The sequence below is a fragment of the Actinomycetospora sp. 2LY8.5 genome (genome assembly GCF_057180585.1).
The window spans coordinates 13,533-39,608 of record NZ_JBXUHE010000031.1 but is presented as its reverse complement, the minus strand read 5'-3'; the positions used below and the strand labels follow the sequence as shown (position 1 = coordinate 39,608).

Genomic DNA, 26,076 nt, shown 5'->3' with positions numbered 1-26,076 from the left:
AGGACCGTGTTCCGGCGAAAGGCACCCCTCGCCCGTCTATTCGACCGAAGGGGCCCTTCGATCGGAACCTCGGCGCGCCAACCCCGGCACGCGGGACCCCGGCCCGCGAGACCCCCGGCCCGCCTCTGGCCCCCGGGGGCGGTCGGGGACGTAGATTCCCCCGCGTGACCGGCACGCGTCCCCCCGCCCGCGAGGACGAGCGACCGGTGGGGGCCGCCCGGGAGCGGCGGTCCCGGCCGACGTACGACCCGTCGAGTCTCGTCGAGGTCGCCGCGCGGGTGTTCAACGAGCGCGGCTACGACGCCACGAGCATGGAGGACCTCTCCGCGGCCGCCGGCATCACGAAGTCGTCGTTCTACCACCACGTCCGCGGCAAGGAGGCGCTGCTGCGCGCGGCGCTCGAGCGCGCGCTCGACGGGCTGTTCGGCATCCTCGACGAGCCCGCCGCGTCGACGGGCAGCCCGCTGACGCGCCTGCGCCACATCGTGCGCCGCCAGGTCGAGGTGCTGGTCGCCGAGCTGCCGCACGTGACACTGCTGCTGCGCCTGCGCGGCAACACCGAGACCGAGCGCTGGGCGCTGGCGCGGCGCCGGGAGTTCGACGCCGCCATCGCCACGCTGGTGCGCGAGGCGTCGTCCGCCGGGGAGCTGCGCGCCGGCATCGACCCGGCCGTCGCCGCCCGCCTGCTCTCGGGGCTCGTGAACTCGCTCGTCGAGTGGTACCGCCCGGGCCGTGTCGACGTGTCCGAGCTCGTCGCCGAGGTCGACCGCATGGCGTTCGAAGGTCTCCTCGCCCAGCCAGCTGCGCCCGACGGCCGGCCGACGTAGGGCCGGTGCCGTCCCCGGGCGGCGGCTGAATTCGTGCTCCGCGAGAGCCACGCCGGGTCCGTGGCCGCGGCGCCGACGGTGATTGCGAATCCCGACCGAGGTCACGGGCGCGGCGCGTCACACGATCGCAACACGTTGATGAGTCGACTCTTATTGACGTGAATCGATCCAGCTCCCTAGCGTGCGGGCCGTACATCGCCGAGCCGCCATGAAGGAAACCGCATGTCCGCGTCCTCAGCCGAACCCGCCACCGTCGGAGATGCCACCGAAGGTCCGGGCCGCATCGTCCGCTTCCCTACGGGCACCGACGACATCGGTTTCGCTCTGTTCGGCGTCCAGACCCATGACGACGGCCGAACCGAATCCTTTCTCACGAGCATGCGCCAGATGTTCGCCGCCCCCGGCGGTCCCGGAAAGGTCGAACGCTGCCACCGCCACGACCCGGAAACCGGGCACAACACGATTCTCCTAGCCTACTGGTCGGAGGCGCGCGGAGCACATGAGTTTCTTGTTTCCGAGCCGTTCTCGCGGTGGTGGACGTCGCTGCCCGATAATGACCCGGGAACCGGGTACTGGCGCGAGGTGCTGACCCCGCATTCCGGTCGCTTCCACTACTTCGGGGTGGGCCCGCACCAGGTCGGAATCACCTCCATCCTGCCCTCCGAGAGCACGGACAAATTCGGCTACTGGGGTGGCTACCGGGACAGGATGATCAGCTCTCACAGCGACGACTTCACCAGTTCGCTCGTCGAACTGTCTGCCGCGCGACAGCTCCACACCCGAGGCCGCCGGGTCTCGGTCGCCGCCCCGCAGAACCTGTGTTTTGTCCGCGAGGGCGCGGACACCAGCCACATCGACGAACCGAAGGAGCAGGAGCTCTGGGACGAGCTCCTGAAGCCGGCCAGCGATAAATGGATCTCCTACCTGGCCACCAACCCGCGCACCAGCGGCTGCGCTTCGATCACCGACACCATCGAACAAGACGTCGAGACCGGAACGGAGCTGCGCAAGGCGAGCCAGTTCGCCTATTTCCTCACTCTCGGCCACCTCGAGCACGCCGCCCGCACCCAGCCGTCGCACCTCGCGTTGTACAACGCCTTCATGGGCGCGGCGACCGAGCTCGCCGACGCAGGCATCACCATGGGCCTGTTCATCTGGGCGGAAGCGCACATCCTGCAGCCCGACGAGTTCTCGGCCGAGTATGTGAACTGCCACGGCAGCACTGGACTGCTGCCGTTCTTCGCGCAGGTCGACGAACCCGTCGCCGCGACCGACTGAAATGAGACCATGACCCCCTTCGCCCACAAAGCACTGCTCTGTTCCCTCTATGACCAGGTCGTCAACGCAGGCCAGTTGCAACGGATCACCGAATTCCTGGCTCCGGACTTCGTGGGCCACATCAGCGGGGAGCGCCGCCCAGTCCGCGGCCCGACCGAGTTCGCCGGCGTCGTCGATGCCCTGCGCGGGGCGTTCACCGACCTCAACTCTTCGGTGGAAGGAGGCTGGTTGCTGTACGAGCTCGACAGCCACGTCGTGGGCAGAGGTCGCACCGTCGATCGCCTCGCGGCGCGAGTGACCTTCCGCGGGCAGCACGTCGACACCTTCCGCGGGCTCGCGCCCAGCCACGCCGAAGTGACCTGGTCGGAAGGAGTGTTCGGTCGGGTGGTCGACGGCCGCATCGCCGAGTTGGCCACCGTCGCAGACCCGCTCACCGCAGCGAGGCCACCGACATCCAAGGAGGTCGCCGGCTGACTCCGGCCGGCTCTCCTCCGAGAGGCCGGACACGGCAGTGGCGGCCCGACCTGCCGGCACCTGTCCCGCTCTGCTCGCGGGGCCGCTCGGACAGTGCGCGCCGGCAGCCGACCCCGGAGCTCCCGCCGGTAGAGGCCGTGTGAGTCGATGCGGGCCTCGCTGCGGCGCGTCGGCACCACTAGGTTCGACGACGTGCCGCTGGAGTTCTCCGAGCAGCCCGAGACCGGCCTCGTCGCGGTCACCCTGACCGACGGCGACGGCACCGTGCTGCAGACACGGGTGGTCGCGGCCGACGAGATCGGGCGCATCGCAGAGCGGGCGCGCGCGGCGGTCGAGCGCAGCGAGCGAACCGGCGAGCCGGGTCTCTACGTCACGCTCGACGAGCTCATCGACGGGACGTCAGGTCCTGCTTGAAGCCCCATCTTGTCGCCCGGTGCGTCGCGGTGAAGCCGAGGCGCTCGTAGAACCGGTGCGCGTCGGCCCGTGACGCGTCGCTCGTGAGCTGGACGAGCCCGCAACCGCGCCGCCGGGCCTCCTCGACCGCCCAACCGACCAGCAGCCCGCCGTACCCGCGACCTCGGCACCGCGCGTCGACGTGCACCGACTCGAGCTGCCCGCGCCGCGCTCCCCCGCCCGAGGCTCGGCAACACGGTGAGCTGCAGGGTGCCGGCGACGGCGCCGCCGGCCTCGTCGAGGCCGACGAGCAGGTGGGCGGGGTCGGCGTCGATCTCGGCGAACGCCGCCGCGTAGGGCGCGAGGTCGTCGACGGCGTCGCCCCGCCCCGCGCTCACGGGATCGGCGGCGACGAGCCCGACCAACGCGGGCAGGTCGTCGGCCCGCGCCCGGCGCACCGTCCACGACCCGTCGCCCAGCGTCGCGAGCACGTCCGTGCCGGCGATCATGCCCGCCGGGGAGGAGCGAGGGCGTCCCTCGCTGCGTCCCACGCACCCAGGGCGTCCCTCGCTCCGCCGAGCGAGCGCCCCGCCGAGCGAGCGCCCTGCCGAGCGAGCGCCCCGCCGAGCGGTCCACCCCGCCGAGCGCTTGCGGAGTCCGCCCCTCGTGCGCCACCATCACGACCGAACGAACATTCGGTACGGAGGTGGCCACCGATGACGGTGACCGAGGACCGGCGCGTCGACACCGCGGAACTCGAGGCGGAGTTCGACCGCACGGTCGCCGCCGAGGGCCGGATCGAGCCGCGCGACTGGATGCCCGAGGGCTACCGCAAGACGCTCATCCGCCAGATCGCCCAGCACGCGCACTCCGAGATCATCGGGATGCAGCCCGAGGGCAACTGGATCCTGCGCGCCCCCAGCCTGCGGCGGAAGGCCATCCTGCTCGCGAAGGTGCAGGACGAGGCCGGCCACGGGCTCTACCTGTACTCGGCGACCGAGACGCTCGGGGTCGACCGCGGCGAGCTCACCGAGAAGCTGATCGACTCGAAGCAGAAGTACTCGTCGATCTTCAACTACCCGACGCTGACCTTCGCCGACATCGGCGTCATCGGCTGGCTGGTCGACGGCGCCGCGATCGTCAACCAGGTGCCGCTGTGCCGCTCCAGCTACGGGCCCTACGCGCGAGCGATGGTGCGCATCTGCAAGGAGGAGTCGTTCCACCAGCGCCAGGGCTACGAGCTGCTGCGCGCGCTGATGGGCGGTACCGAGGCGCAGCGCGCGATGGTCCAGGACGCGGTCGACCGCTGGTGGTGGCCCTCACTGATGATGTTCGGCCCCGCCGACGGCGACTCGCCGAACACCCGGCAGTCGATGGCCTGGCGGATCAAGCGCCACACCAACGACGAACTGCGCCAGCGCTACGTCGACATGACCGTCCCGCAGGCCGAGGCCCTCGGCGTCACGCTCCCGGACCCGGAGCTGCGCTGGAACGACGAGCGCCGGTCGCACGACTTCGGCGACATCGACTGGGACGAGTTCGTGCAGGTCGTCAAAGGTGCGGGGCCGTGCAACGCCCAGCGCCTGGCCAACCGCCGCGCCGCCCACGAGGGCGGCCAGTGGGTGCGGGACGCGGCCGCGGCCTACGCGGCCAAGCACGCGGCGAAGGAGGCTCCGGCGGCATGAGCCGTGACACGACGCATCAGGGGGAGCACGCCGATAGGGGAGCTGGGTCGTGAGCATGGCCGACGACACCACCGCGCACGTCGAGGGCGACCCCGCCCGCGATCTCGGGCGGGGCACACCGAATGATCGGGTCGAGCTCCGCTCCGCTTCGTCTCCCAAGGCCACCTGGCCGCTCTACGAGGTCTTCGTCCGCGGCAAGCGCGGGCTCAATCACGTGCACGTCGGGTCGCTGCACGCGCCCGACGACACGATGGCCCTGCACAACGCGCGGAACCTCTACACGCGGCGCAACGAGGGCGTGAGCATCTGGGTCGTGCGCGGCGACGCGATCACCGCGTCGAGCCCGGACGAGAAGGACCCGTTCTTCGCGCCGTCGGGCGACAAGGTCTACCGCCACCCGACGTTCTACGACATCCCCGACGACGTCCCCCACCTCTGATTGCCCCGCCGATGATGCACAGCCACCACGACGACACCAACCCCGCCGAGCACGACGGCAACGTGTACGAGGCCCTCGCGACCGCCGACGACGACGGCCGCTGGGCCTTCGGCACCGGGTTCGACGCGGGCACCGCTGCGCTCACGGCGATCACCGCCCCGGTGCCCGACGGCGTCGACCGCGACGACCTCGCCGCCTACTGCCTCATGCTCGCCGACGATGCGCTCGTCGCCTCGCAGCGCCTGGCCGGCTGGACCGCGAAGGCCCCGGAGCTCGAGGAGGACGTCGCGTTGGCGAACATCGCGCTCGACCTGCTCGGACAGGCGCGCGTGTTGCTCTCGCGCGCCGGGCATCTCGGCGCTGCCGAGCCGTTCCGCGTGGGCCCCCAGGACGACGAGGACGTCCTCGCCTACTTCCGCGACGACCGTGCGTTCCGCAACGTCATGCTCGTCGAGACCGACCTCGGCGACTTCGGCCGCACGATCGCCTGGATCCTGGTCCTGTCCTCGTCGCGGCTCGCGCTGATGCAGCGTCTGACCGAGAGCCGCGACCCGGTGCTCGCCGCCGTCGCGGGCAAGGCGGTCAAGGAACTGACCTACCACCGCGATTACGCCGCCCAGTGGACGCTGCGCCTCGGCGACGGCACCGAGCTGTCGCGCGTCCGCATGCAGGCGGGCCTCGACGCGGTGTGGCCGTTCGTCGAGGAGCTGTTCCTCGCTCACGACGTCGAGCGCCGCCTCGCCGACGCGGGCGTCGCCGTCCACCCGGCCGAGCTGCGCGCCGACGTGGACGCCGTGCTCGACCAGGTCCTGCCGGCCGCGACACTGACGCGCCCCGAGCGCCCCGCGGTCGGCCTGGTCGGCGGGAGGGGCGGCCGCGACGGCGTGCACACCGAGTCGCTCGGCACCGTCCTCGCCGTCATGCAGTCGCTGGCCCGCGCGCACCCGGAGGCGACATGGTGACCGCCACAGCACGAGTCGCGGCGGAGAACGTCGTCGACCCCGAGATGCCGATGCTGACCCTCGCCGACCTCGGCGTGCTGCGCGGCGTCGAGGTCATCGAGGACGGTACGGGCAGTGTCGTCCGGGTCACCCTCACCCCGACCTACTCGGGCTGCCCCGCACTCGACGAGATGCGCGCCGACGTCCGGCGGGCGCTGCACGACGCCGGGCACGAGCGGGTCGACGTCCGCACGACCTTCAGCCCGCCGTGGTCCACCGACTGGATCTCCGACGTGGGCCGCCGCAAGCTCGCCGAGGCCGGTGTCGCCCCGCCCGACCGTCTCGGGCCGCGCCCGGCGGGCGGCCCGGTGCCGCTGACGCTGGTCGCCCCGTCACGCACGGTGGCCTGCCCGCAGTGCGGTGCGGCGGACACCGAGGAGACCTCCCGCTTCGGGCCCACCGCCTGCACCGCGCTGCGCCGCTGCCGGTCGTGCGGTGAGCCGTTCGAGCACGTCAAGGAGATCTGATGACGGCCGCTCTGACCGTGACCGTCACGACCGACACCGCGCCGGGCTTCCACCGCCTGCGCGTCGCCGACGTCGAGCGGCTCTGCGACGACGCCGTGGCGGTCAGGTTCGAGGTACCCGACCACCTCGACGACGACTACCGCTTCCGCGCCGGCCAGTACCTCACGCTGCGCCTGGCGACCGAGGACGGCGAGGAGCGCCGCTCGTACTCGATCTGCGCGCCCGAGGGTGCCGCGCCGCGCATCGGCGTGCGCCGGGTCGACGAGGGCCTGTTCTCCACCTGGCTGGTCGACCGCGTCGCCGCCGGTGACGAGCTCGAGGTCGGGCCGCCGCAGGGCCGCTTCAGCCCGGAGGTCGCGCCCGGCGAGCACCACGTGCTCGTCGCCGCGGGTTCCGGGATCACGCCGGTGCTCTCGATCGCCGCCACCGTGCTGGCCTCGTACCGCGACACGCAGGTGACGCTGCTCTACGGCAACCGCCGCAGCGACACCGTGATGTTCGGCGAGGACCTCGCCGACCTCAAGGACCGCTACGGCCCGCGCCTGCAGCTGGTGCACGTGCTCTCCCGCGAGCCCACCGCCGCCGACCTGTTCAACGGGCGTCTCGACGCGGACCGGCTACGCACGCTGGTCGGCGCGCTCGTGCCGGTCGGCGAGGTCGCGCACTGGTGGCTGTGCGGGCCACTCGGCATGGTCGAGGCCGCGACCGAGGTCATCACCGGTTTCGACGTCGAGCGCCGTCGGGTGCACCGCGAGCTCTTCTACGTCTCGACCGACGGAGAGCCCCCGCCCGAGGTGCACCGCGCCGAGGACGAGACCGTCGAGGACGAGGGCACCGGCGCCACCGTGACGGTGATCGTCAACGGGCGCTCCTCGGTGCTCACGCTGCCGCGCACCGAGCCCGTGCTCGACGCCGCCCAGCGCGCCCGCTCCGACCTACCGTTCGCCTGCAAGGGCGGCGTCTGCGGCACCTGCCGCGCGCAGGTCACCGTCGGCGAGGTGACGATGCGCCGCAACTTCGCGCTCGAGCCCGAGGAGGTCGACGCCGGGTTCGTGCTGACCTGCCAGGCCCTCCCCGTCTCCGACGACGTGACCGTCGACTACGACGTGTAGGACGCGCCAGCGGAGCGCAGCCGGACCATCGAAAGGAAGCTCGTTGATGAGCGTCTTCTCCAGCTATGTCCGCGGCGGCTGGGACGCGCCCGACGGCGCCGACGGCCGCCCGATGACCGACGCCGTCACCGGCGAGGAGATCGGCCGGCTCGCCACCGACGGCATCGACATGGCCGCCGTGGCCGCGTACGGGCGTGGGGTCGGCGGTCCCGCGCTGCGGGAGCTGTCGTTCCACCAACGCGCGTCGCTGCTCAAGGCCCTCGCCGGCTACCTGCGCGAGCACCGCGAGGAGCTGTACGCGGTCTCGGCGCGTACCGGCGCCACCACGGGCGACTCGACGTTCGACGTCGACGGCGGCATCGGCGTGCTGCAGGTCTACGCGTCGCTGGGCAAGCGCGAGCTGCCCGCGTCCGGCCCGTGGCTCGACGGCGACGTCGTGCCGCTGAGCAAGGGCGGCACGTTTCTCGCCCAGCACGTGTACACGCCGCTCCACGGCGTCGCGGTGCAGGTCAACGCCTACAACTTTCCCGTCTGGGGCCCGCTGGAGAAGCTCGCGCCCGCGTTCCTCGCCGGCGTCCCGTCGATCATCAAGCCCGCGACGCCGACCGCGTTCCTCACCGCGGAGCTGGTCCGGCTGATCGTGGAGTCGGGGCTGCTGCCCGACGGCGCGGTGCAGTTCCTCGCCGGATCCACCAGCGACCTGTTCGACCACCTCACCGAACAGGACCTCGTCTCGTTCACCGGCTCGGCCTCCACCGCGCGGCAGCTGCGCACGCACCCGGTGCTCTCGGCGCGTGCGGTGCGCTTCACCGCCGAGGCCGACTCGCTGAACTGCTCGATCCTCGGGCCGGACGCCACGCCGGGGACGCCGGAGTTCGATCTCTACGTCGGGCAGCTCGTCACCGAGATGACGGTCAAGGCCGGCCAGAAGTGCACGGCGATCCGGCGCGCGTTCGTCCCGGCGAAGCAGGCCGACGCCGTCGTCGAGGCGGTGCGGGAGAAGCTGGCCGCCGTCGTGGTCGGGAATCCGTCGGAGGACGGCGTGACCATGGGCGCGCTCGCCGGGCTCGAGCAGCGCGAGGAGGTCCGCCGCTCGCTGAAGTCGCTGACCGACGCCGCCGAGGTCGTGTTCGGCGACCCCGAGCAGGTCGAGGTCACCGGCGCCGACGCGCAGCGCGGGGCGTTCCTCTCACCGGTGCTGCTGCGCGGGTCACCCGACAGCGCCGCGGTGCACGAGGTCGAGGCGTTCGGGCCGGTCTCGACGGTGGTGCCGTACTCCTCGACCGCCGAGGTGATCGCGCTCGCCGCGCGCGGCCAGGGCTCGCTGGCGGGCTCGGTGGTCACGGCCGACCCGGAGTTCGCCCGCGAGGTCGTGCTCGGCACCGCGCCGTGGCACGGGCGCCTGCTCGTGCTCGACCGCACCGACGCGAAGGAGTCGACGGGCCACGGCTCGCCGATGCCGCAGCTCGTGCACGGCGGCCCGGGGCGGGCCGGCGGTGGCGAGGAGATGGGCGGGCTGCGCGGCGTCGCCCACCACATGCAGCGCACCGCGGTGCAGGGCAGCCCGGACATGCTCTCGGCCATCACGCAGCGATGGGTCCCGGGCAGCGCGCGCACGGTCACCGACGAGCACCCGTTCCGCAAGCACCTCGAGGACCTGCGCCCCGGCGACACCGTCGTCGGCGGCCCGCGGCGGGTGACCGAGGCCGACGTCGAGCACTTCGCCGAGTTCACCGGCGACACGTTCTACGCTCACCTCGACGCCGAGGCGGCCGCCGCGAACCCGTTCTTCGGCGAGCGCGTCGCCCACGGCTACCTCGTGGTGTCGTTCGCCGCCGGCCTGTTCGTCGACCCGGCGCCGGGCCCGGTGCTCGCGAACTTCGGTGTCGACAACCTGCGCTTCCTCACACCGGTGACGTTCGGCGACGAGCTGACGATCACGCTGACCGCCAAGCAGATCTCGCCGCGCGCGTCCGCGGACTACGGCGAGGTGCGCTGGGACGCGCAGGTCGTCAACGGCGCGGGCGAGCCGGTGGCCACGTACGACGTGCTGACGCTGGTGGCCAAGCGCGGCCAGGAGGGATCGTGACATCTGAGATCGCCGCGTCGGTCCGGCGCATGTGGGACGACGACGCGGCCTCGCGCAAGCTCGGGATGGAGCTGCACGAGGCCGCGGAGGGCCGCGCGCGCATCTCCATGCCGGTGACCGCGGAGATGGTCAACGGCCACGGCATGTGCCACGGCGGGTACCTGTTCCTGCTCGCCGACTCGACGTTCGCGTGCGCCTGCAACTCGCCCGGGCCGGTCGCCGTCGCGGCGGGGGCGGACATCGTCTTCGTCGCGTCCGCCCAGCTGGGTGACGTCCTGCAGGCCGTCGCCGAGGAGCGGGTGGCGTTCGGGCGCAGTGGTGTCTATGACGTCACCGTGACCCGCCCGCGCGACGGGCAGGTCATCGCCGAGTTCCGCGGCCGGAGCCGGATGCTGCGCAGCTAGCACGCTCCTTGTCACGCTCCGTTCGTCCGGAACGCGCCCGTTGTCGCCTTGACGACGCCACGGCTGTCGTCGATCGCCACGGTGCGTCATGCTCGGGCGCGACGGAGCCGGGGAAGGGGCGTGTCGCGTGATCGCTGACTGGCTGCAGACGATCCCGCCGCTGGCGGTGTACCTGACCGTCCTCGGCGTGGTCGGGATCGAGAGCTTCGGCGTCCCGCTGCCCGGGGAGATCGTGCTGGTCAGCGCGACGCTGATGGCCACACGCCCCGAGCTCGCCGTCTCCGCGATCTGGGTCGCCGTGGGCGCGCTCATCGGCGCGGTGGTGGGCGACTCGATCGGCTTCGCCGTCGGGCGCTGCTACGGGATCGAGCTGCTCGAGGCCGCGGGACGGCGGTTCCCCCAGCACTTCGGGCCCTCGCACGTCGCGATCGCCGAGCGTGCGTTCGAGCGCTGGGGCGTGCTCACGGTGATCGTCGGGCGCTTCGTCGCGATCCTGCGCATCCTCGCGGGCCCGCTGGCCGGCGCGCTGCGGATGCCCTACCGGAAGTTCATGCCGGCGAACGTCGTCGGCGGCGTCCTGTGGACCTTCGGCACGACCGCGCTGGTCTACGCGCTGGGGATCGCCGCGGAGACCTGGCTCCAGCGGTCCTCGTGGGCGGGGCTGGTCGTCGCGGTGCTCGTGGGGCTGATCGTCGGGTTCCTCATCAAGAAGCGTGTGATCGGGCTGCTCACCCGGCCGGAGGAGGGTGCGGCCGCGTCCTGAGCGGGTACGCCTCGGCCCCGAAACCCTCGGCCCCGAAACCCTCGCTGGGAGGTATCCCGTGGCCGACGCCCCGTTCCCCGACTTCGACCACGCCACGGTCGACACGGTCAAGCACCGCATCCGCTCGCTGTCCCGCGAGGAGGTCGCGGACCTGCTCGACCACGAGCAGGCGCACTCGTCGCGGATGCCCGTCATCGCGGTGCTGCGGACCCGGCTCGCCGAGCTCGACGCGGGCGACACACCCTCGGGCGGCGACCAGACCGAGGCCCGCGGCGGCGGGACCAGCCACGGCTCGCCCGTCTCCCCCGACGGCGCCGCCCAGCCCGGTCCGCCCGACCGCCACGGCCTGCGCCAGGTGACCTGGGGCGGCTGACCGTCGTGAGTACTTTCCGGACCTATAGGCCCGGAAAGTACTCACATAGCTACCGGGCGAAGTGGCGGCTGATGACGAGGCGCTGGATCTGGTTGGTGCCCTCGAAGATCTGCATGATCTTCGCTTCGCGCATGTAGCGCTCCACCGGGAAGTCGCGGGTGTAGCCGTAGCCGCCGAAGACCTGCACGGCGTCGGTGGTGACCTTCATGGCCGCGTCCGTCGCGACCAGCTTCGCGACGCTCGCCTGTCGGCCGTACGAACGCCCGAGGTCGCGCCGACGCGCCGCGTCGAGGTAGGTCGCGCGTGCCGAGTCGACCGCCGCGGCCATGTCCGCCAGCACGAACCCGAGCCCCTGGTGGTCGACGATCTTGCGACCGAACGTCTCCCGCTCGTTCGCGTAGTCGACGGCGGCGTCCAGGGCCGCCTGGGCGAGGCCCACCGCGCACGCCGCGATCCCCAGCCGTCCGGAGTCCAGCGCCGAGAACGCGATCTCCAGCCCCTGGCCCTCGGCCCCGATCAGCCGGTCGGCGTCGAGGACCGCGCCGTCCCAGTTCGCGGTAGTGGTCGGCACCGCGTGCAGACCCATCTTCTCCTCCGGCCTCGCCCAGGTCAGCCCCTCGGCCTGCCCGGGCGCGAGGAAGCACGAGACGCCGCGCGAGCCCTCGCCGGTCCGGGCGAACAGGGCGTAGAAGTCCGCCCGCCCGCCGTGGGTGACCCACGCCTTGGTGCCGGTGATCGCGTAGCCACCCTCGACCGGCGACGCCTTGCACCGCAGCGCCGCCGCGTCGGACCCGGCCTGCGGCTCCGACAACGAGTAGCCCCCGACCAGCCCGCCGCCGAGCATGTCGGGCAGCCATCGCTGCTGCTGCTCGACGGTGCCGAAGGTCGCCAGCGGGAAGCACGACAGCGAGTGCACGCTCGTGGCGACGGCGACCGCCGCCCAGCGGGCCGCGAGCTCCTCGAGCACCTGCAGGTACACCTCGTACGGCTGCGCGCCGCCCCCGAGCTCCTCGGGGTACGGCAGCCCGAGCAGCCCCGCCTCGCCCAGCGTCGCGAACAGGCCCTCGGGATACGTCTCCGCCCGCTCGTGCTCCTCCACCCGCGGCGCGAGCTCCTTGTCCGCGAGCTCGCGGGTCAGGTCGAGCAGGTCCTCGGCTTCCTGGGTGGGCAGCAGCCGGTCGACGGGCATCGCGGAACTCCTATCGGTACTGATAACGGTCCTAGAGTACCGATGAGAGTGGCGCTAGGGTAGAGCCCGTGTCCGCTCCGAGCCCGACGCGCCGCGGCGCCGCGCGCCACTCCGAGCTGTTCGACGCCCTCATCGACCTGCTGCTCGCCGAGGGCTTCGCCCACCTGACCCTCGACGACGTCGCCGCCCGGCTGCGCTGCTCGAAGCGCACGCTGTACGCGCTGGCCGGGTCGAAGGAGCAGCTGGTGCGCGCCGCGGTCGTGCGCTTCTTCGAGCGCGCCACCACCCGCGTCGAGGCCGCCGTCGACGCCTGCGCGGCCCCGGCCGACCGCGTCGCCGCCTACCTGCGCGCCGTCGCGGCCGAGCTCGCGCCCGCGTCGGCCCGCTTCTTCGACGACATGGCCGCGTTCCCACCGGCCGCCGAGGTCTACGCGCGCAACACCGAGGCCGCCGCCCGGCGCGTCGGCGAGCTGATCGGCGAGGGCGTCGAGGCCGGCGACTTCCGCGACGTCCCGGTGTCCTTCGCCGCCGAGACCGTCGCGACGACGATGGTGGCGATCCAGCAGCGTCGCATCGCCGGCGCCACCGGGCTCGCCGACGCCCAGGCGTACGAGGCGCTCGCAGCGTTACTGCTCCACGGCCTCACGCGGGCCTGAGCGCCCCAGCGCGCACAGGGCCCGGATCGGCGGGATCAGCGCCCGGTAGATCGGCCGTACCCACGGTCCGGGCAGGGAGCCGTGGCGCTCCTCCTCCCAGACGCGGGCGCGCGGGTGCTCCTCGATCAGCCGGTCCGTCACGGACGGGCGGGGCTCCGGACGGGCGGTGAGCAGCTCGATCCGGCTCAGGTGCTTGGTGCTGATGTAGCCGTACTGACGCGGGCTGACGAGCCGCACCGGGGCACCGTGGTCGCCGTCGAGCGGCCGACCGTCGAGGTTCTCGGCGAGCAGGACGTCGTCGTCCAACGCGTCCTCGATCGTCGCGACCGACCGGTGCCCGTCGAGCCCCCGGAAGACGACGTGGGTCACGGTCGCGTCCGGGTCGAGGGCCGGGGCGATCAGCGCACGCCAGAAGGTCGCGAACGGGACCCCCTCCCAGCGCAGGTCGACCGCTGACCACCCGGCGACGCAGTGGAGGTCGGCGGTCAGCTCGCGGCGCGGGAGCTGCGCGAGGCCGGTCAGCCGGACCGTGAACCCGGCCCGCACCGCCCCGCGGACCTCGATGGCGTGGTCCTCGGGGACCGGCGGCGGCGGGTGGTGGAGGTGGGTGCCGAAGCGCGGGAAGCCGGTGACCGGGCGCTGGCCCGGCGGCAGCCGCAGTCCGTGGTCGACGGTCGGCGCGGTGGTCATGAGGGGCTCCCCCGGTCTATACGAGGCCGTATACATCGCGGACGCTAGCAGCGTCTGTACGGTGCCGTACAGACCCGAGACCTCGGAGGAGCGTCCCCATGGCGATTGCCCGCACGCCGCGCCACCGGTGGGTCGACGCGGCGTTGCTGGCGCTGGCCGAGGGCGGGCCGGACGCGGTGCAGATCGAGTCGCTGGCGCGGTCGCTGGGCGTCAGCAAGGGCGGCTTCTACGGCTTCTTCGACGACCGGCGCGCGCTGCTGACCGAGGTGCTCGACACCTGGGAGTCCCGGAGCACCGAGCGCGTCCTCGCCCAGGTCGAGGAGGAAGGCGGCGACGCCATGCGCAAGGCCCGCCGGGCCGCCGACCTCACGTTCAGCACCGAGCTGCGCCCGATCGACCTCGCCGTCCGCGACTGGGCGCGGCGCGACGTGGGGGTCGCCGAGCGCCTGCGGCGCGTCGACAACCAGCGGATCGCCTACCTGCGCGAGCTGCTGGCCCCCGCGTGCGCCGACGAGGAGGACCTCGAGGCCCGCTGCCTCGTCGCGTTCTCGGTGGCGATCGCCGACCGGCTCATCGCCGCCGACCACGGCTCCCGGTCACGTGCCGACGTGCTCGAGGCGATCAACCGGCGGCAGCTCTTCGCGCGGGCGCCCGAGGATCCGTAGCCCCGGGCCGGTACGCGGACCGGGCGCGCGGCGGCACGGAGATCACCGATCTCGAGCAGCTGCGGCCTGGGCGCCGAGGGCCACCCGGGCTCAGGACCCGACCGGCCAGGACACGGAGCATGTCGGTTCACCTCGACGACGCGTCCGGCGCCCGCTCGAGAGGGACACTACGGCCCGGGTTCTCCGGTTCCGTTCGGAGGAATCGTCGCCGGACCTGTCGATCGGCGTCAGGCCGTTCGTGGAGGGGGTGTGCGGGCGACGGGCCCGCACACGACCCCATCGACCCGGGAGGCTCCCATGGCCCACTACCTGCTCAGCGTCATCACGCCCACCGACGGCGAGATGCCGTCCGAGGCGGAGATGCAGACGATCATGGGCAACGTCGCGACGCTGCAGAGCGACATGCAGGAGGCCGGCGTCTGGGTGTTCTCCGGCGGGCTCGAGGCCCCCGACACCGCGACGGTGCTCCGACACAGCGGCGACGACGTCCTGGTCACCGACGGCCCGTTCGTCGAGCTCAAGGAGTACGTCGGCGGCCTGACGATCATCGACGCGCCCGACCTCGACGCCGCGCTGCACTGGGGCCGGCGCTCCACGGAGGCCGTCGGCCTGCCGATCGAGGTCCGGCCGTTCCACTGGGCCCCGTGACCGAGGCGCCCTCCTCGGCGACGATCACCCGGATCGTCACCGAGCAGTACGGGCGGTGCGTGGCGACGCTGACCCGCGTCCTCGGCGACATCGACCTCGCCGAGGACGCGGTGCAGGACGCGCTCACCGTCGCGCTCACCCGCTGGCCGGCCGACGGCGTCCCGCCGAACCCCGGCGGCTGGATCGTCACCACCGCCCGCCGCCGCGCGATCGACCGCCTGCGTCGCGACGCCGTCGGCCGGGAGAAGGAGGCGCGCGCGGCCCGCGAGGAGCCGCCGACGGAGGAGGACGACGACGAGCCGCACGAGGAGGAGGCGCCGGTGGACGACGACCGCCTGCGCATGATCTTCACGTGCTGCCACCCGGCTCTCGCCCTGCCCGCCCGGGTCGCGCTGACACTGCGCCTGCTCGGCGGGCTGGAGACCCCCGAGATCGCCCGGGCCTTCCTCGTCGGAGAAGCGACGATGGCCCAGCGGATCGTGCGCGCCAAGAACAAGATCCGTGCCGCGCGCATCCCCTACCGCGTCCCGCGCGACGCCGACCTGCCCGACCGCGTCCCCGGCGTCCTCGCCGTCGTCTACCTCGTCTTCACCGAGGGCCACGCGACCGCGACCCGCGACGACCTCGCCGCCGAGGCGATCCGGCTGGGCCGGCTGCTCGCCGAGCTGATGCCCGACGAACCGGAGGTACTGGGCCTGCTCGCGCTCATGCTGCTCACCGAGGCCCGCCGACCGGCGCGGACGGCCGCGGACGGGTCGCGAGTGCTGCTCGCCGACCAGGACCGGGCCCGCTGGGACGCCGACCTCCTCGCCGAGGGCCTCGGCCTCGTCCGCCGGTGCCTGCGCCGCGACGCGCCGGGGCCCTACCAGCTCCAGGCCGCGATCAACGCGGTACACACCTCGGCGCCCGACACCGCCTCGACGGACTGGGCGCAGATCGTCGCGTTGCACGACCAGCTGCTCGCGGTCGCGCCGAGTCCGACCGTCGCGCTCAACCGGGCCGTCGCGCTCGCCGAGACCGCGGGGCCCGCGGCCGCGCTGACGATCGTCGAGGAGCTCGCCGAGCGCCTCGACCGCTACCACCTGCTGCACGCCGTGCGCGCAGACCTGCTCGCGCGGCTCGGCCGCGACGACGAGGCCCGCGACGCGCTCGACGCCGCACTCGCGCGCACCGACGACCCGGACGACCGGAGGCTGCTGGTGGCTCGACGGACGGCTCTGGGTGAACGGCCGTCCTACCGAGCGTGAGGGCAGGATGGGGGCATGAGCGCGGAGCCCCCGGAGATGCGGATCGGCGACCGCGAGCGGAAGGCGACCGACGACCGCCTCCGCGCCGCCCTCGACGACGGCGTGCTGACGCTCGCGGAGTACGACGAGCGCACCCAGCAAGCCTGGGCGGCACGCACCCAGCGCGAGCTCGACGTCCTCCTCGCCGACATCCCGGGCGGAGCGCCGACGGCCGCCCCGGCGCGCACGGCCGCCGAGAAACCGGCCGCACAGAGCCCGCGCAGGCCGTGGCACGAGCGCCTCGGCGGGGCGGTGATCCCGCTCGTCATCGCGGGAGTCGCGGTGTTCGTCGGCGGGCACGTCGTCACCGCCGACGACGGCTCGAGCATCTTCGGCAACCGCACGATCCAGGTGCAGGCGGACGACCCCGAGGTCCAGGTGGGCACGCTCTTCGGCCGCACCGAGATCGTCGTGCCGCCCGGGGCCGTCGCGCGCACCAGCGGGACGATGATCTTCGGCAGCACGGAGTGCGAGCAGGCGTGCCGGACCCCGCCGGGCGGGGCAACGCTGCCCGAGATCGTCGTCGACGCGAACGGCGCCTTCGGCAACGTCCAGGTCGTGACGGCCGCCGAGGCCGCGGCGGGCGGGCTCCGGGATGACGACGACGATGACTGACGGTCCGTCGTCAGCGCTGAACGGAGGGAGTTCCCTGCTCAGCGGGGGCACCGGACCGGCGACCCGGATCGCGGGCGCGACCTCGGTGATCGGGATCGGTCGCACCGGAGACGGCGGCGCGCCGGCCTCCGAGCGCCAGGCCGTGAGCTGCGCCGCCGAACTCGCATAGACGGTCGGTGAGGTCGGTGGACTCCGTGGTCACGGGAGTGACCGCGCCACGGGGCGGTCAGGCCTGCCCGGGGCGCTGCGGCACCGAGATGACGACGTCGTCCGCCGTCGAGTACGTGCGGTCGGGCAGGGCACGCAGGGCAGTGAGCACGCGGTCGTCGACCTCCCCACGATCGGTGGCCCAGGAGATCACCTGGGTGCGATCGGCCGGGAACGCCATGCCCTGTAGCGCCTTGCGGACCCGGAGGTCGTCGCGATCGGTCATCGGTCCTCCCGGGACGGATCTACAGCCGGAACTGGCCCAGCTCGGCGGCGAGGGCCTCGGGCGGGTCATGCAGCTCCACGCGGGCCTCGCGAGCCAGGCACCGGATGCGCAGCCGGGCGAGCACCCGGGCGAGGCCGGCGTCGCACTGGTCCAGATCCGACAGGTCGATGACGAGCTCGGTGCCGGCATGCTGCTCGATCTCGACGGCCAGGGCGCGCAGGCGCTCCCGGCCGGCGCGGTCGAACCGTCCGCGCAGCGCGAGCGCCACGCATCCCGGCCCGTACCGGCGGATGCCGACCGCGGCCCGGCGGTTGCCGGTCGCGGCGGGTTCGGCGTGGGCGACGGCGTCGGCCACCGCCCGGCGACGGCGTTCGGTGAGGTCCGCGGGCAGATCGACGTCGTCGATCAGCGAGCGCGGAGGGGTGTCGATGGTCATCGGGCCTCCCTCGGACGGCCACGGAGCGACCCGGCCCCGGCGGCGCGGGGCACGCATCCGTCGCGGCGTGAAGGTCTCAACCGACGACTGTCGTCAGAAGTTAACCCACGGCGACGAGTCACGCACAGGACGTACCCGACGGGCGTCACGGCGTCTCCCGTGTGTCGCGACCCGCGCGCAGGCCGTCGACCTCGGCCAACAGCGCGGCGAGCTCGCCGCGCAGCTGCAGGATCCGGCCGACGGACCGGTCGTCGGTGCGCTGTCGTTCGGCGTGGACGGCGTCCAGGATCGCGAAGGCACGCTCGAAGCGGGGGTCGATCGCCGCGTCGACGTGCGCACGCCAGGCGGCGGACCCGGGGCTCACGGGAGGGCTCGCCGGTCGGAGGGACGGATTCGCTCGATCATGAGGCGGCTCCGGGAACGGGCGCGCCGAGCAGGCGCGCGGCAGGGCCACTGCGCACCGCCCCGGTCTCGAGCGGTCGTGTCGGTCGGTCTCGACGGTCTCGTCGGTCTCGTCGGTCTCGTCGACGGCCCGATCGTCAGATGCGGGCCGCCGGCCCGTCGTCCTCGCGCCGCATCGCCGGACGCGGGGACGAGATGGTGGTACCCGGAGCGGTGGGGATCACATGCGTCGCGAGACCCCGCAGATGTCCCGCGAAGCCGGCGGGCGCCCGGCCCTCGGTGCGCGCGTTGGTGACGACGGGGTGCGTGCGGTCGCGCACCACGTCGGCGTCGGTCGTCGCGAGCCAGTCGACGGCGTCGAGCAGCACGGCCGCGCCCGCCGCTCGGTGGCGGACTCCGCCGCCCACACACCCCAACACGAGCCGGGTGCGGGCGCGGGGCCGTCGAGCTCGGCGAGGATCGTGGTCGCGTCGAGGTGAGCCTCGGCGAGTCGGGCGACGTCGAGGTCCTCGGTCGCGGCGACGGCGAGCACCGCGACGTTGTGGCGCGTGCGGCCCTCGCCGCGCGGTGTCGGCGTGGTCCGGAACCGGGCCACGACAGGCCGGACCGCGGCGAGTGGGGTCATGGCTCTCCTCGGCGCACACGGGCGGGTGCTGACCGCCACGGCGACGCTCACGGGGCGGAGGGCTGTACCCCGGGGGCGGAGGTCGGACGCCGGCGGGCGCCCGCGACTCGGCGGACCGGCCAGGGGCTACCCGGCGATCACCAGGCTCATCCTCGTGATGTCAGCGGCGGGCCACGCACCGCTGCCGCTGAACGTCCGCCAGGCCCCAGGCTCATCCTCGTGATGTCAGCGACGTGGCGTCGCTGACACTGAGCGTCCGAAATCTTCCGTCGATCAAGGCGGCGGGACGTCGAGAACCCGCTCGATCTGCGCCGCGACCGACACCAGGCGCGCGAAAGCGCCGGCCTCGCCGGCGATCACCCTGATCGGCGTCACCGCCCTCGGGGAGCCCGACCTCCTCGTCGAGGTCGAGGCGACCGCGGTGTGCGCGCATGTGAGCACCTCAGCCGAGGAAGCCGAGCAGGGCCCTGTTGAACTCCGGCGCGTGGGTGGCGTTGAGGCCGTGCGGGCCGCCCTCGACGAGGGCGAGCTGCGCGTCCTTCACGGCGTCGACAGTCCGCTTGCCCGACACCTCGAACGGCACGATCGCGTCCGCGTCGCCGTGGATGACCAGGGTCGGGACGTCGATCTTCGCGAGGTCGTCGCGGAAGTCGGTGTAGCTGAAGGCCTTGATGCACTCCAGCGTCCCCTTCGGCGACGCGAACTCGGCGATCGCGCGGTGGTACAGCCGCGAGGGCTCGCTGATGAGGTCGGTGCGGTCGCCGGCGGCGAAGAAGCCGGTGACGAACCCGTCGAGGAACGCGACCCGGTCGCCGGTGACGCCGTCGAGGAAGCTCTGGATCGTGGCGTCGTCGAGGCCGCCGTCGGGGTTGTCGTCGGTCTTGTAGAGGTACGGCGGGACGGCTGCGGCGAACACGGCCTGGGCGACGCGCTCGCTGCCGTAACGGCCGAGGTAGCGCGCGACCTCGCCGCCACCCATCGAGAAGCCGACGAGCGTCACGTCGCGCAGGTCGAGGTGACGTAGCAGGGCGTCGAGGTCGGCGGCGAACGTGTCGTAGTCGTAGCCGGTCCACGGCTGCGACGACGAGCCGAACCCGCGGCGGTCGTAGGTGACGACGCGGTGGCCGGCGTCGATCAGGGCCGGGACCTGCTTCTCCCAGGAGCGGCTGGACAGCGGCCATCCATGGATCAGCACGACTGGGCGCCCGGAGCCGTGGTCGGAGTAGGAGAGGTCGACCGGGCTGCCGTTCTCGTTCCCGACGGTGAGGGTCGGCATGGAGGTTCCCTTTCATCGTGCACGATGTAATCGTGTCCGATCTAATCGGTCACGTGGTCAGACGTCAACCCGCTGTCGGACTCCTCGGGCACCCTCGCAGCCATGACGACCGCGATCACCACCCCGCGGGGTCACGTCGGCTCCCACGTCCTCCGCGCGCTGGTCCGGGCCGGGGTCCGGCCGCGGGTGCTGCTGCGGGAGCCGGACGCGCTCGACCCGGCGTGGCGGGGTCAGGTCGACGCCGTGCGCTGCGACCAGGACGACGGCGACGCGGTCGTCGAGGCCACGCGCGAAGTGGAGGCCCTGTTCTGGGTCAGCCCGACGCTGCCCACCGGCGACCCCGTCGAGGCGCACGCGCGGCTCGGCTCGCACGTCGTCCGGGCGGTCGTGGAGAACGGCATCGCGCGTACCGTCTTCCAGTCCAGCGTCGGAGCCGAGAAGCGCCACGGCGCCGGCGAGATCGACGGCCTCGCCCGCGTCGAGGAGGCGCTGGACGCCACCGGAGCTCCGGTGCTGCACCTGCGGTGCGCGTACTTCTTCAGCAACCTCGAGCTCGACCTCGACGGGGTGCGGGAGGGCGTGCTGCGCACGGCGTGGCCGCTCGACGCCCCGATGCCGTGGGTCGATCCGCGCGACGTCGCCGAGGTCGCCGCCGCCCGCCTGCTCGCGCCGTGGACCACCGGCGGCGTGCAGGGGGTTCACGGGCCTCGCGACTACTCGTTCACCGAGGTCGCGGAGGTGCTGACGGCCGTGCTCGGGCGCCCGGTGCGTGTGGAGCGGGTCACCGACGACGACGTGCGCGCCGGCCTGAGGTCGGTCGGCCTGGAGGGCGTCCAGATCGAGGCGATCGTCGGCATGGCCGCCGGCCTGCGCGACGGCTTCGTCCCCGAGCAGCCACGCACCGCGCTCACGACCACGCCGAGCACCCTCGCCGGGTGGGTCGACGCCCACCTGAGGACGATGCTCTGACGCGACCGCTCCGCCCCGACCGGTCCGCCGTTCGTCGGCGCACGTCGACCATCTGCCGCGGAGATCTGTCCGCCTGATCGATCAGGTTCCTTGAGAAGGAGTCTCGCGCGCCCTGATCGCGTTCACTGGGTGTCAGACACCCCGGGCCTCGAGGCGGTCCGGGTCGATCGGAAGGGGCAGACGTGATCAAGAATCGGGAGCTGGCCCTCATCCCGGACTCCGCCCTGGGGCTCGTCGAGCCCCCGGCCACCTCGCCCGCGCCCCGTCCGCGGACGTCCACCGGCCGCCCGGCCGGGACCCCGCGCGCCGACCGGCGCCAGCCGCGTCATCCCGAGCGGGCCGCGCGCTGACGAGGATCACCTCGTCGACGTCGGGGCGCGTCGGGCGCTCCGGATCTCCCTGGGGTCGGCGCGGACGGTGATGGTGGCAGCCGTCCTGACACCGAGCGTCGGTGTGTCAGGAATCCGGGCGTGCTCCCTGATGGCTTCGTGCCGCAGGTGGCCGCCACGCTGAGGCACGCTCACTCGCAGGCGACGCCGTCGTCGTCGCGGTCGAGGGCGGCGCGGTAGCCCGCCTGCCCCCGGCTCAGCGGCGCGGCGCCCGCCGCCCGCGCGGCCGAGCAGTTCGCGTAGTAGCCACCGCCCGAGCGCGCCGCGGCCGGTTCGCGCGTCGGCGTGCGGGGGGCCGCCGGGAGCGCGGTGCGGGGGCGGTCGGCGTCCGGGGACGGGGTGGCCGTGCGGCGAGTGGTGGTCGGCGCGGTCGTGGTGGCGCCGCAGGTGCGGCCGTTGGTGTCGATCCGGCGCAGCGTCGCCTGCACGGTCGACGAGGCGTCGTTGCGCCCGCCCGTGTAGATCGCGGTGTGGTCCATGGCGACCATCGCGGCCGCGAAATCGCTGCCGCCGGCGGACACGTAGCGCAGCATGCGCCCGTACCGGTCGCGGTCGACGCCGGGCTGCGCGGCCAGCGTCACCGGAGCGGTCAGCAGGCGCGCGCGAGCAGCGTCGGTCGCGCGGCGTCCGCCGGGGGTCGCCGCCTCGCAGGAGTCGATGCCCAGCACCCGCACCTCGTCGCCCGAGGCGAGGCGGAAGGTGTCGCCGTCGATCACCTCGACGACCCGGGCCGAGGTCGAGCCACCGCCGGCCGACGAGCCGGCGACCGCGGGCGCCGCCGGACCGGTCGAGGCCGTCACCGGTAGCGACGACGAGCTCGCGACCGGGCCGGCCGGAGGCGTCACACCCGGTCCGGCCAGGTCGGTGGCGGCGACGAGACAGAACACACCGGCCGCGATGCCGGACCACACCTTGTACGCCTGGCGCACGTCGCCGTCCTCTCGACACCCGCGATGAACATCGACTTGTCGGGCCGGGGACCGCCGCCGTTACCGGACCGGACGTGGCCTGTCACGAATCGCCCGCCCGGGACGATGAGGGCGATGTGGCGGTCCTCCTGCTGATCAAGTGGCTCGCGGTCACCGCGGGGATCCTCGCCGTGCCGTTCGGCATCTGGTGGACCGTCGACCGGTCACGGCGCCGGGCGCTCACGGCGCCCGCCCCACCCGTGCTCGCCGCCCCGCTCGTGACGCCGACGATCCGACCCGCGCGCCCAGCCGCACCCCGCCGGCCCCTCGCCGCCGAGGGCGAGCCGCCGACGACGCCGATTCCCGTCTCCCGCCAGCACGACCAGCACCGCCAGCACGACCAGCACCGCCAGCACGACCAGCCGGTCCTCGATCCCGACCGCGAGGTCGTGGTGACCCGCGAGGAGGACCACCAGGACGTCCTCGCCCGGCACCACCGACCCGGCGCCGCGCCGATGCCGCTCACCGTCGAGCTGTGGTCGTCGTCGGTGACGCGCGGCAAGTACCGGGGCGACTACGCGGTGGAGGTCCGCCTCGACGGCGAGCGGGTCGGGGAGCTCACCGCGGCGATGAGCGCCCGGTACCGCCACCTCGTCGACGTCGTCGGCCCCGTACTCTGCCGAGGCGTCGTCACCCACGGACGCCGTGGCTTCCAGGTCGACCTGAAGCTGCCCGACGTCGTCTAGCTCAGGCCGGGTGGCGCAGGGTCACCGTCGTCCCGGTCGGGCCCGGTCGCACGGTGTGGGCGTCGGAGAGCTCCTCGATCAGCGCGAGGCCGCGACCCCGGTAGCCGTTGGGTTCGGACGGGGAGCGCCAGCTGCCCGAGTCCGACACGCTGATCACCACGGCACCGGATCGCCCGGGGTCGCGCTGTGCGGACAAGGTCATCGTCCCGGGCTCGTCGCGGCCGGCGTAGGCGTGCTCGGCCGCGTTCTCCAGGGCCTCGCTGACGGCGAGCGTCAGGTTGTCGACGGCGTCCGCGTCGGTGTCGCCGAGCGCCCCGCGCAACCAGCCCCGGACCGCACGGCGTAACCGTCCGACGTGCGCAGGGGTCGCCGGCACCTCGAGGTGCAGCATCTCCTCGCCCTCCCCCACCAGCACCCCCGCCTCGTCCGTGCCCGACCTCCCCTGGCCGTAGGCTGTTCCCGGTGGAGGACGAGCCCAATCCGGTCCGCCGGATCGACGACCCACGCCGGGTCGCGGCCGTCACTTCCACGGGTCTCCTCGACACCCCATCGGAAGAGGCGTTCGACCGTCTCACCCGGTTGGCCTCCGACCTCATCGGTGCCCCGATGGTGTTCGTGACGCTCGTCGACGACCAGATCTCGTACTGGAAGAGCACCACCGGCCTCGACGACGACGCCGGGCCGCGCCGGAACCGGGCGAGCGACTCGTTCTGCCAGTTCGTCGTCGCCGGCGACGCGGAGCAGGTCGTCCCCGACACCCGCGCCGATGCGCGCACGCACGACATGGCCGCGGTCGAGACGATGAACATCAAGGCCTGGGCGGGCATCCCGATCCGGGCGGCGAGCGGCGACGTGCTCGGCACCTTCTGCGCCATGGACGTCCACCCCCGCGCGTGGAGCCACCGCCAGCTGGAGATCCTGCGCACGCTCGCGCAGGCCGCCGGGGGCGAGATCGCCCTGCGGATGGCGCTGCAGGAGGCCCGCGTCGCCTCGGCGGCGGCCGAGCGCCACGCCGCCGACGCCGAGCGCCACGCCGAACGGGCCGAACGCTCCGCCGCCGAGGCCACCGAGCTCGCGGAGACGCTGCAGCAGAGCCTCCTGCCCGCGAGCAACCCGCGGATCCCGGGCATGGAGGTCGCCGCGCGCTACCGCCCCGGCGGCGGGGGCGCCGAGGTGCTGGGCGACTTCTACGACGTCTTCCCCGTGCCGGGCGGCTGGGGCGTCGTGGTCGGCGACGTGTGCGGCAAGGGACCGTGGGCCGCGCGCACCACCGCGCTCGCCCGCTCCACCGTGCGCGCCGTCGGGCACACCGAGGAGAACACCGACGCGGTGCTCGCCGCGCTCAACGACGTCCTGCACGTGTGGTTCGCCGGCCGGCACAGCTTCGTCACCGCCACCTACGCGACCATGACCGCCGCCGACGAGGGCCTGAACACGGTGGTGGTCAACGGCGGCCACCCGCCGGCGTTCCTGGTGCGCGCCGACGGCGAGGTCAGCCAGTTCGCCGACGGCGGCCGGGCTCTCGGGCTGCGCCCGGACGCCTCGGTCGGGCGCGAGGAGAAGTGCCTCAGGCCGGGCGACAGTCTCGTCTTCTACACCGACGGGGTCACCGAGTCGCGCCCGCCGGGCAGCAGCGACCAGTTCGGCGAGGACGGCATCGCCCGCGTGCTCGCGGCACTGCCGCCCGCGTCGAGCGCCGAGACGGTGGCCGAGGCGGTCAGCCGCGCCGCGCTCGACCACGCCGGCGGCCAGGTCCCCGACGACACCGCGATCGTCGTCGTCCGCAGCCCGCAGAGCGCCTTCCCGATCCCGGAGCCCGCATGACCACGTTCCGCGCCGCCGTCGAGGCCGGCGACATCGACACCGCCGTCGCCCTGCTCGCCGAGGACGTCGAGTTCTCGAGCCCCGTGGTGCACTCGCCGTACCGCGGCCGCGACGCGGTGGCGCCGATCCTGCACGCGGTGTTCACGGTCTTCGAGGGCTTCCGCTACGTGAACGAGATCGACGGCGGGGACGACCAGCTGCTCGTGTTCCGCGCGCACGTCGGCGACCGCGAGCTCGAGGGCATCGACCTGCTCCACCACGACGCGTCCGGCGCCGTCGACCGGCTGACGGTCATGATCCGACCGCTGTCGGCCCTGCAGGCGGTGGCAACGACGATGCGGGAGAAGCTGGGCGGCTGATTTCTCCCGCGGCGTCCCGAGCAGCACACTTCCCGGCGTGGACGCCGCCTACGACGCCGAGCCGTGGTCCGACTTCGCCGCCGGCATGGCCGGCTCCGCCGCCGCGCTCGCCGGCCTGCTCTTCGTCGCCGTCTCGATCAACATCCGGACGATCCTCACCGGGTCCGGGATCGCGGGACGGGCCGCGCTGTCGCTGATCCTGCTCGCGCTGCCCGTCTTCCTCTCGCTCGCCCTGCTGATCCCCGGGCAGGCGGACGTCGCGCTCGCCGTCGAGCTGCTGGTGATCTCCACGGTGACCGCCCCGTCGCTCGGGTACCTGGTCCGCCCCGCCGCGCACGCGGCCGAGCAGCCGATGGTCTCCTGGATCGGCACGAACATCGTCCCGTCCGCGGTCGCCGCCCTCGCCCCCGTGATCGCCGCGGTCGGTCTGCTCACCGAGTCGCTCGGCGGGCTCTACTGGCTCCCGGCGGCGGTCGCGTTCGCGCTCGTGGGTGGCCTGGTCAACGCGTGGGCGTTGCTCGTGGAGATCCTGCGTTAGAGACCGCCCGACCCGGTGCGAGCGATGCGGCATCGCTGGCATGTGACGCCAGGCTCGCCACATCCTCGCTGCGCGACACGCCGGAGCGCACTCGCAGCCCGGAGCGCGAGTGTCGCG

General features: G+C 73.4%; 34 protein-coding genes. 24 read left to right on the top strand and 10 right to left on the bottom strand.

Features of this window, described 5'->3' with window-relative positions; genetic code table 11:
* Positions 1–164: 164 nt before the first annotated feature.
* The 4 genes from AC2A1K_RS26040 (at position 165) to AC2A1K_RS26025 (ending at position 2,993) form a co-directional block, all read left to right on the top strand.
* Positions 165–827: a TetR/AcrR family transcriptional regulator gene (locus AC2A1K_RS26040; RefSeq protein ID WP_483899246.1), complete on the top strand. Its 663-nt coding sequence runs from the start codon at positions 165–167 to the stop codon at positions 825–827.
* Between the two features lie 222 nt (positions 828–1,049).
* Entirely contained in the window at positions 1,050–2,105 is a 1,056-nt protein-coding gene (locus AC2A1K_RS26035; RefSeq protein WP_483899245.1) for a phenylacetaldoxime dehydratase family protein, read from the top strand.
* Positions 2,106–2,114: 9 nt separating this feature from the next.
* Complete coding sequence (locus tag AC2A1K_RS26030) at positions 2,115–2,579, top strand: ester cyclase (protein ID WP_483899244.1); 465 nt, start codon at positions 2,115–2,117, stop codon at positions 2,577–2,579.
* Between the two features lie 147 nt (positions 2,580–2,726).
* Entirely contained in the window at positions 2,727–2,993 is a 267-nt protein-coding gene (locus AC2A1K_RS26025) for a hypothetical protein (RefSeq protein ID WP_483899243.1), read from the top strand.
* On the opposite strand, the gene AC2A1K_RS26020 is transcribed toward AC2A1K_RS26025, so the two are convergent.
* Positions 2,965–3,180 (bottom strand): GNAT family N-acetyltransferase, encoded by a 216-nt coding sequence (locus AC2A1K_RS26020; protein WP_483899242.1) that lies wholly within the window; start codon positions 3,178–3,180, stop codon positions 2,965–2,967. The two genes, AC2A1K_RS26025 and AC2A1K_RS26020, sit on opposite strands and share 29 nt — an antisense overlap.
* A gap of 508 nt (positions 3,181–3,688) precedes the next feature.
* Here AC2A1K_RS26020 and paaA point away from each other — a divergent pair.
* The 9 genes from paaA to AC2A1K_RS25975 all read left to right on the top strand — a co-directional run bounded on the left by paaA (position 3,689) and on the right by AC2A1K_RS25975 (position 11,305).
* A complete protein-coding gene (gene paaA / locus AC2A1K_RS26015) occupies positions 3,689–4,657 on the top strand; it encodes a 1,2-phenylacetyl-CoA epoxidase subunit PaaA (RefSeq protein WP_483899241.1) in 969 nt (322 codons plus the stop codon).
* A gap of 49 nt (positions 4,658–4,706) precedes the next feature.
* Positions 4,707–5,096: a 1,2-phenylacetyl-CoA epoxidase subunit PaaB gene (paaB, locus tag AC2A1K_RS26010; protein WP_483899240.1), complete on the top strand. Its 390-nt coding sequence runs from the start codon at positions 4,707–4,709 to the stop codon at positions 5,094–5,096.
* 11 nt (positions 5,097–5,107) lie between these two features.
* Positions 5,108–6,058 (top strand): 1,2-phenylacetyl-CoA epoxidase subunit PaaC, encoded by a 951-nt coding sequence (gene paaC / locus AC2A1K_RS26005; protein ID WP_483899239.1) that lies wholly within the window; start codon positions 5,108–5,110, stop codon positions 6,056–6,058.
* Positions 6,052–6,564, top strand: a complete 513-nt coding sequence (gene paaD / locus AC2A1K_RS26000; RefSeq protein WP_483899238.1) for a 1,2-phenylacetyl-CoA epoxidase subunit PaaD — start codon at positions 6,052–6,054, stop codon at positions 6,562–6,564. The genes paaC and paaD overlap by 7 nt, the downstream gene beginning before the upstream one ends.
* Positions 6,564–7,676: a 1,2-phenylacetyl-CoA epoxidase subunit PaaE gene (paaE, locus tag AC2A1K_RS25995; RefSeq protein ID WP_483899237.1), complete on the top strand. Its 1,113-nt coding sequence runs from the start codon at positions 6,564–6,566 to the stop codon at positions 7,674–7,676. Before paaD ends, paaE begins: the two co-directional genes overlap by 1 nt.
* A 46-nt stretch (positions 7,677–7,722) precedes the next feature.
* A complete protein-coding gene (paaZ, locus tag AC2A1K_RS25990; protein ID WP_483899236.1) occupies positions 7,723–9,765 on the top strand; it encodes a phenylacetic acid degradation bifunctional protein PaaZ in 2,043 nt (680 codons plus the stop codon).
* A gap of 29 nt (positions 9,766–9,794) precedes the next feature.
* Positions 9,795–10,169, top strand: a complete 375-nt coding sequence (gene paaI, locus AC2A1K_RS25985; protein ID WP_483899294.1) for a hydroxyphenylacetyl-CoA thioesterase PaaI — start codon at positions 9,795–9,797, stop codon at positions 10,167–10,169.
* A gap of 127 nt (positions 10,170–10,296) precedes the next feature.
* Positions 10,297–10,932 carry a DedA family protein gene (locus tag AC2A1K_RS25980; protein WP_483899235.1) on the top strand — a complete coding sequence of 212 codons (636 nt, stop codon included), beginning with the start codon at positions 10,297–10,299 and terminating at the stop codon, positions 10,930–10,932.
* A gap of 58 nt (positions 10,933–10,990) precedes the next feature.
* On the top strand, positions 10,991–11,305 hold the full coding sequence (locus AC2A1K_RS25975; protein WP_483899234.1) for a DUF8129 domain-containing protein: 315 nt from the start codon (positions 10,991–10,993) through the stop codon (positions 11,303–11,305).
* 49 nt (positions 11,306–11,354) lie between these two features.
* On the opposite strand, the gene AC2A1K_RS25970 is transcribed toward AC2A1K_RS25975, so the two are convergent.
* Complete coding sequence (locus AC2A1K_RS25970) at positions 11,355–12,494, bottom strand: acyl-CoA dehydrogenase family protein (RefSeq protein ID WP_483899233.1); 1,140 nt, start codon at positions 12,492–12,494, stop codon at positions 11,355–11,357.
* A 68-nt stretch (positions 12,495–12,562) separates the two neighbouring features.
* Between AC2A1K_RS25970 and AC2A1K_RS25965 the strand changes: the two genes are divergently transcribed.
* Entirely contained in the window at positions 12,563–13,150 is a 588-nt protein-coding gene (locus AC2A1K_RS25965; RefSeq protein ID WP_483899232.1) for a TetR/AcrR family transcriptional regulator, read from the top strand.
* Here the strand turns inward: AC2A1K_RS25965 and AC2A1K_RS25960 are convergent.
* Entirely contained in the window at positions 13,121–13,840 is a 720-nt protein-coding gene (locus AC2A1K_RS25960) for a molybdopterin-dependent oxidoreductase (RefSeq protein WP_483899231.1), read from the bottom strand. The genes AC2A1K_RS25965 and AC2A1K_RS25960 overlap by 30 nt on opposite strands.
* 98 nt (positions 13,841–13,938) lie before the next feature.
* Between AC2A1K_RS25960 and AC2A1K_RS25955 the strand changes: the two genes are divergently transcribed.
* From AC2A1K_RS25955 to AC2A1K_RS25940, 4 genes are all read left to right on the top strand, one after another.
* On the top strand, positions 13,939–14,505 hold the full coding sequence (locus AC2A1K_RS25955; protein ID WP_483899230.1) for a TetR/AcrR family transcriptional regulator: 567 nt from the start codon (positions 13,939–13,941) through the stop codon (positions 14,503–14,505).
* Positions 14,506–14,802: 297 nt separating this feature from the next.
* The gene (locus AC2A1K_RS25950) at positions 14,803–15,153 is read left to right on the top strand and encodes a YciI family protein (RefSeq protein WP_483899229.1); all 351 of its coding nucleotides are present in this window, start codon (positions 14,803–14,805) and stop codon (positions 15,151–15,153) included.
* On the top strand, positions 15,150–16,400 hold the full coding sequence (locus AC2A1K_RS25945) for an RNA polymerase sigma factor (protein ID WP_483899228.1): 1,251 nt from the start codon (positions 15,150–15,152) through the stop codon (positions 16,398–16,400). The genes AC2A1K_RS25950 and AC2A1K_RS25945 overlap by 4 nt, the downstream gene beginning before the upstream one ends.
* Positions 16,401–16,415: 15 nt before the next feature.
* Positions 16,416–17,054 (top strand): DUF1707 SHOCT-like domain-containing protein, encoded by a 639-nt coding sequence (locus AC2A1K_RS25940; RefSeq protein ID WP_483899227.1) that lies wholly within the window; start codon positions 16,416–16,418, stop codon positions 17,052–17,054.
* Between the two features lie 226 nt (positions 17,055–17,280).
* Here AC2A1K_RS25940 and AC2A1K_RS25935 read toward each other — a convergent pair whose 3' ends face one another.
* The 5 genes from AC2A1K_RS25935 to AC2A1K_RS25915 all read right to left on the bottom strand — a co-directional run bounded on the left by AC2A1K_RS25935 (position 17,281) and on the right by AC2A1K_RS25915 (position 20,226).
* The gene (locus AC2A1K_RS25935) at positions 17,281–17,487 is read right to left on the bottom strand and encodes a DUF2795 domain-containing protein (RefSeq protein WP_483899226.1); all 207 of its coding nucleotides are present in this window, start codon (positions 17,485–17,487) and stop codon (positions 17,281–17,283) included.
* A 19-nt stretch (positions 17,488–17,506) separates the two neighbouring features.
* Positions 17,507–17,923 carry an STAS domain-containing protein gene (locus AC2A1K_RS25930; RefSeq protein WP_483899225.1) on the bottom strand — a complete coding sequence of 139 codons (417 nt, stop codon included), beginning with the start codon at positions 17,921–17,923 and terminating at the stop codon, positions 17,507–17,509.
* Between the two features lie 145 nt (positions 17,924–18,068).
* Positions 18,069–18,287 (bottom strand): hypothetical protein, encoded by a 219-nt coding sequence (locus AC2A1K_RS25925; protein ID WP_483899224.1) that lies wholly within the window; start codon positions 18,285–18,287, stop codon positions 18,069–18,071.
* Positions 18,288–18,462: 175 nt separating this feature from the next.
* On the bottom strand, positions 18,463–18,732 hold the full coding sequence (locus tag AC2A1K_RS25920; RefSeq protein ID WP_483899223.1) for a hypothetical protein: 270 nt from the start codon (positions 18,730–18,732) through the stop codon (positions 18,463–18,465).
* A 660-nt stretch (positions 18,733–19,392) separates the two neighbouring features.
* Positions 19,393–20,226 (bottom strand): alpha/beta fold hydrolase, encoded by an 834-nt coding sequence (locus AC2A1K_RS25915; RefSeq protein WP_483899222.1) that lies wholly within the window; start codon positions 20,224–20,226, stop codon positions 19,393–19,395.
* A 102-nt stretch (positions 20,227–20,328) separates the two neighbouring features.
* On the opposite strand from AC2A1K_RS25915, the gene AC2A1K_RS25910 reads away from it, so the two are divergent.
* Together AC2A1K_RS25910 and AC2A1K_RS25905 are read left to right on the top strand one after the other, a co-directional pair.
* The gene (locus tag AC2A1K_RS25910; protein WP_483899221.1) at positions 20,329–21,195 is read left to right on the top strand and encodes an NmrA family NAD(P)-binding protein; all 867 of its coding nucleotides are present in this window, start codon (positions 20,329–20,331) and stop codon (positions 21,193–21,195) included.
* Between the two features lie 182 nt (positions 21,196–21,377).
* Positions 21,378–21,545 carry a hypothetical protein gene (locus tag AC2A1K_RS25905; protein ID WP_483899220.1) on the top strand — a complete coding sequence of 56 codons (168 nt, stop codon included), beginning with the start codon at positions 21,378–21,380 and terminating at the stop codon, positions 21,543–21,545.
* A 170-nt stretch (positions 21,546–21,715) separates the two neighbouring features.
* On the opposite strand, the gene AC2A1K_RS25900 is transcribed toward AC2A1K_RS25905, so the two are convergent.
* A complete protein-coding gene (locus AC2A1K_RS25900) occupies positions 21,716–22,513 on the bottom strand; it encodes an excalibur calcium-binding domain-containing protein (RefSeq protein WP_483899219.1) in 798 nt (265 codons plus the stop codon).
* A gap of 116 nt (positions 22,514–22,629) precedes the next feature.
* Here AC2A1K_RS25900 and AC2A1K_RS25895 point away from each other — a divergent pair, with 116 nt between their 5' ends.
* Positions 22,630–23,238, top strand: a complete 609-nt coding sequence (locus AC2A1K_RS25895; protein ID WP_483899218.1) for a hypothetical protein — start codon at positions 22,630–22,632, stop codon at positions 23,236–23,238.
* Between the two features lies 1 nt (position 23,239).
* On the opposite strand, the gene AC2A1K_RS25890 is transcribed toward AC2A1K_RS25895, so the two are convergent.
* Positions 23,240–23,653, bottom strand: coding sequence for an ATP-binding protein (locus AC2A1K_RS25890; RefSeq protein ID WP_483899217.1), 414 nt, complete (start codon positions 23,651–23,653; stop codon positions 23,240–23,242).
* 47 nt (positions 23,654–23,700) lie between these two features.
* On the opposite strand from AC2A1K_RS25890, the gene AC2A1K_RS25885 reads away from it, so the two are divergent.
* The 3 genes from AC2A1K_RS25885 to AC2A1K_RS25875 are packed head-to-tail and all read left to right on the top strand — an operon-like array spanning position 23,701 to position 25,959.
* Positions 23,701–25,062 (top strand): PP2C family protein-serine/threonine phosphatase, encoded by a 1,362-nt coding sequence (locus AC2A1K_RS25885; protein WP_483899216.1) that lies wholly within the window; start codon positions 23,701–23,703, stop codon positions 25,060–25,062.
* Complete coding sequence (locus tag AC2A1K_RS25880; RefSeq protein WP_483899215.1) at positions 25,059–25,421, top strand: nuclear transport factor 2 family protein; 363 nt, start codon at positions 25,059–25,061, stop codon at positions 25,419–25,421. The genes AC2A1K_RS25885 and AC2A1K_RS25880 overlap by 4 nt, the downstream gene beginning before the upstream one ends.
* A gap of 37 nt (positions 25,422–25,458) precedes the next feature.
* Positions 25,459–25,959, top strand: a complete 501-nt coding sequence (locus AC2A1K_RS25875) for a hypothetical protein (protein WP_483899214.1) — start codon at positions 25,459–25,461, stop codon at positions 25,957–25,959.
* The last annotated feature ends 117 nt before the right edge of the window (positions 25,960–26,076 follow it).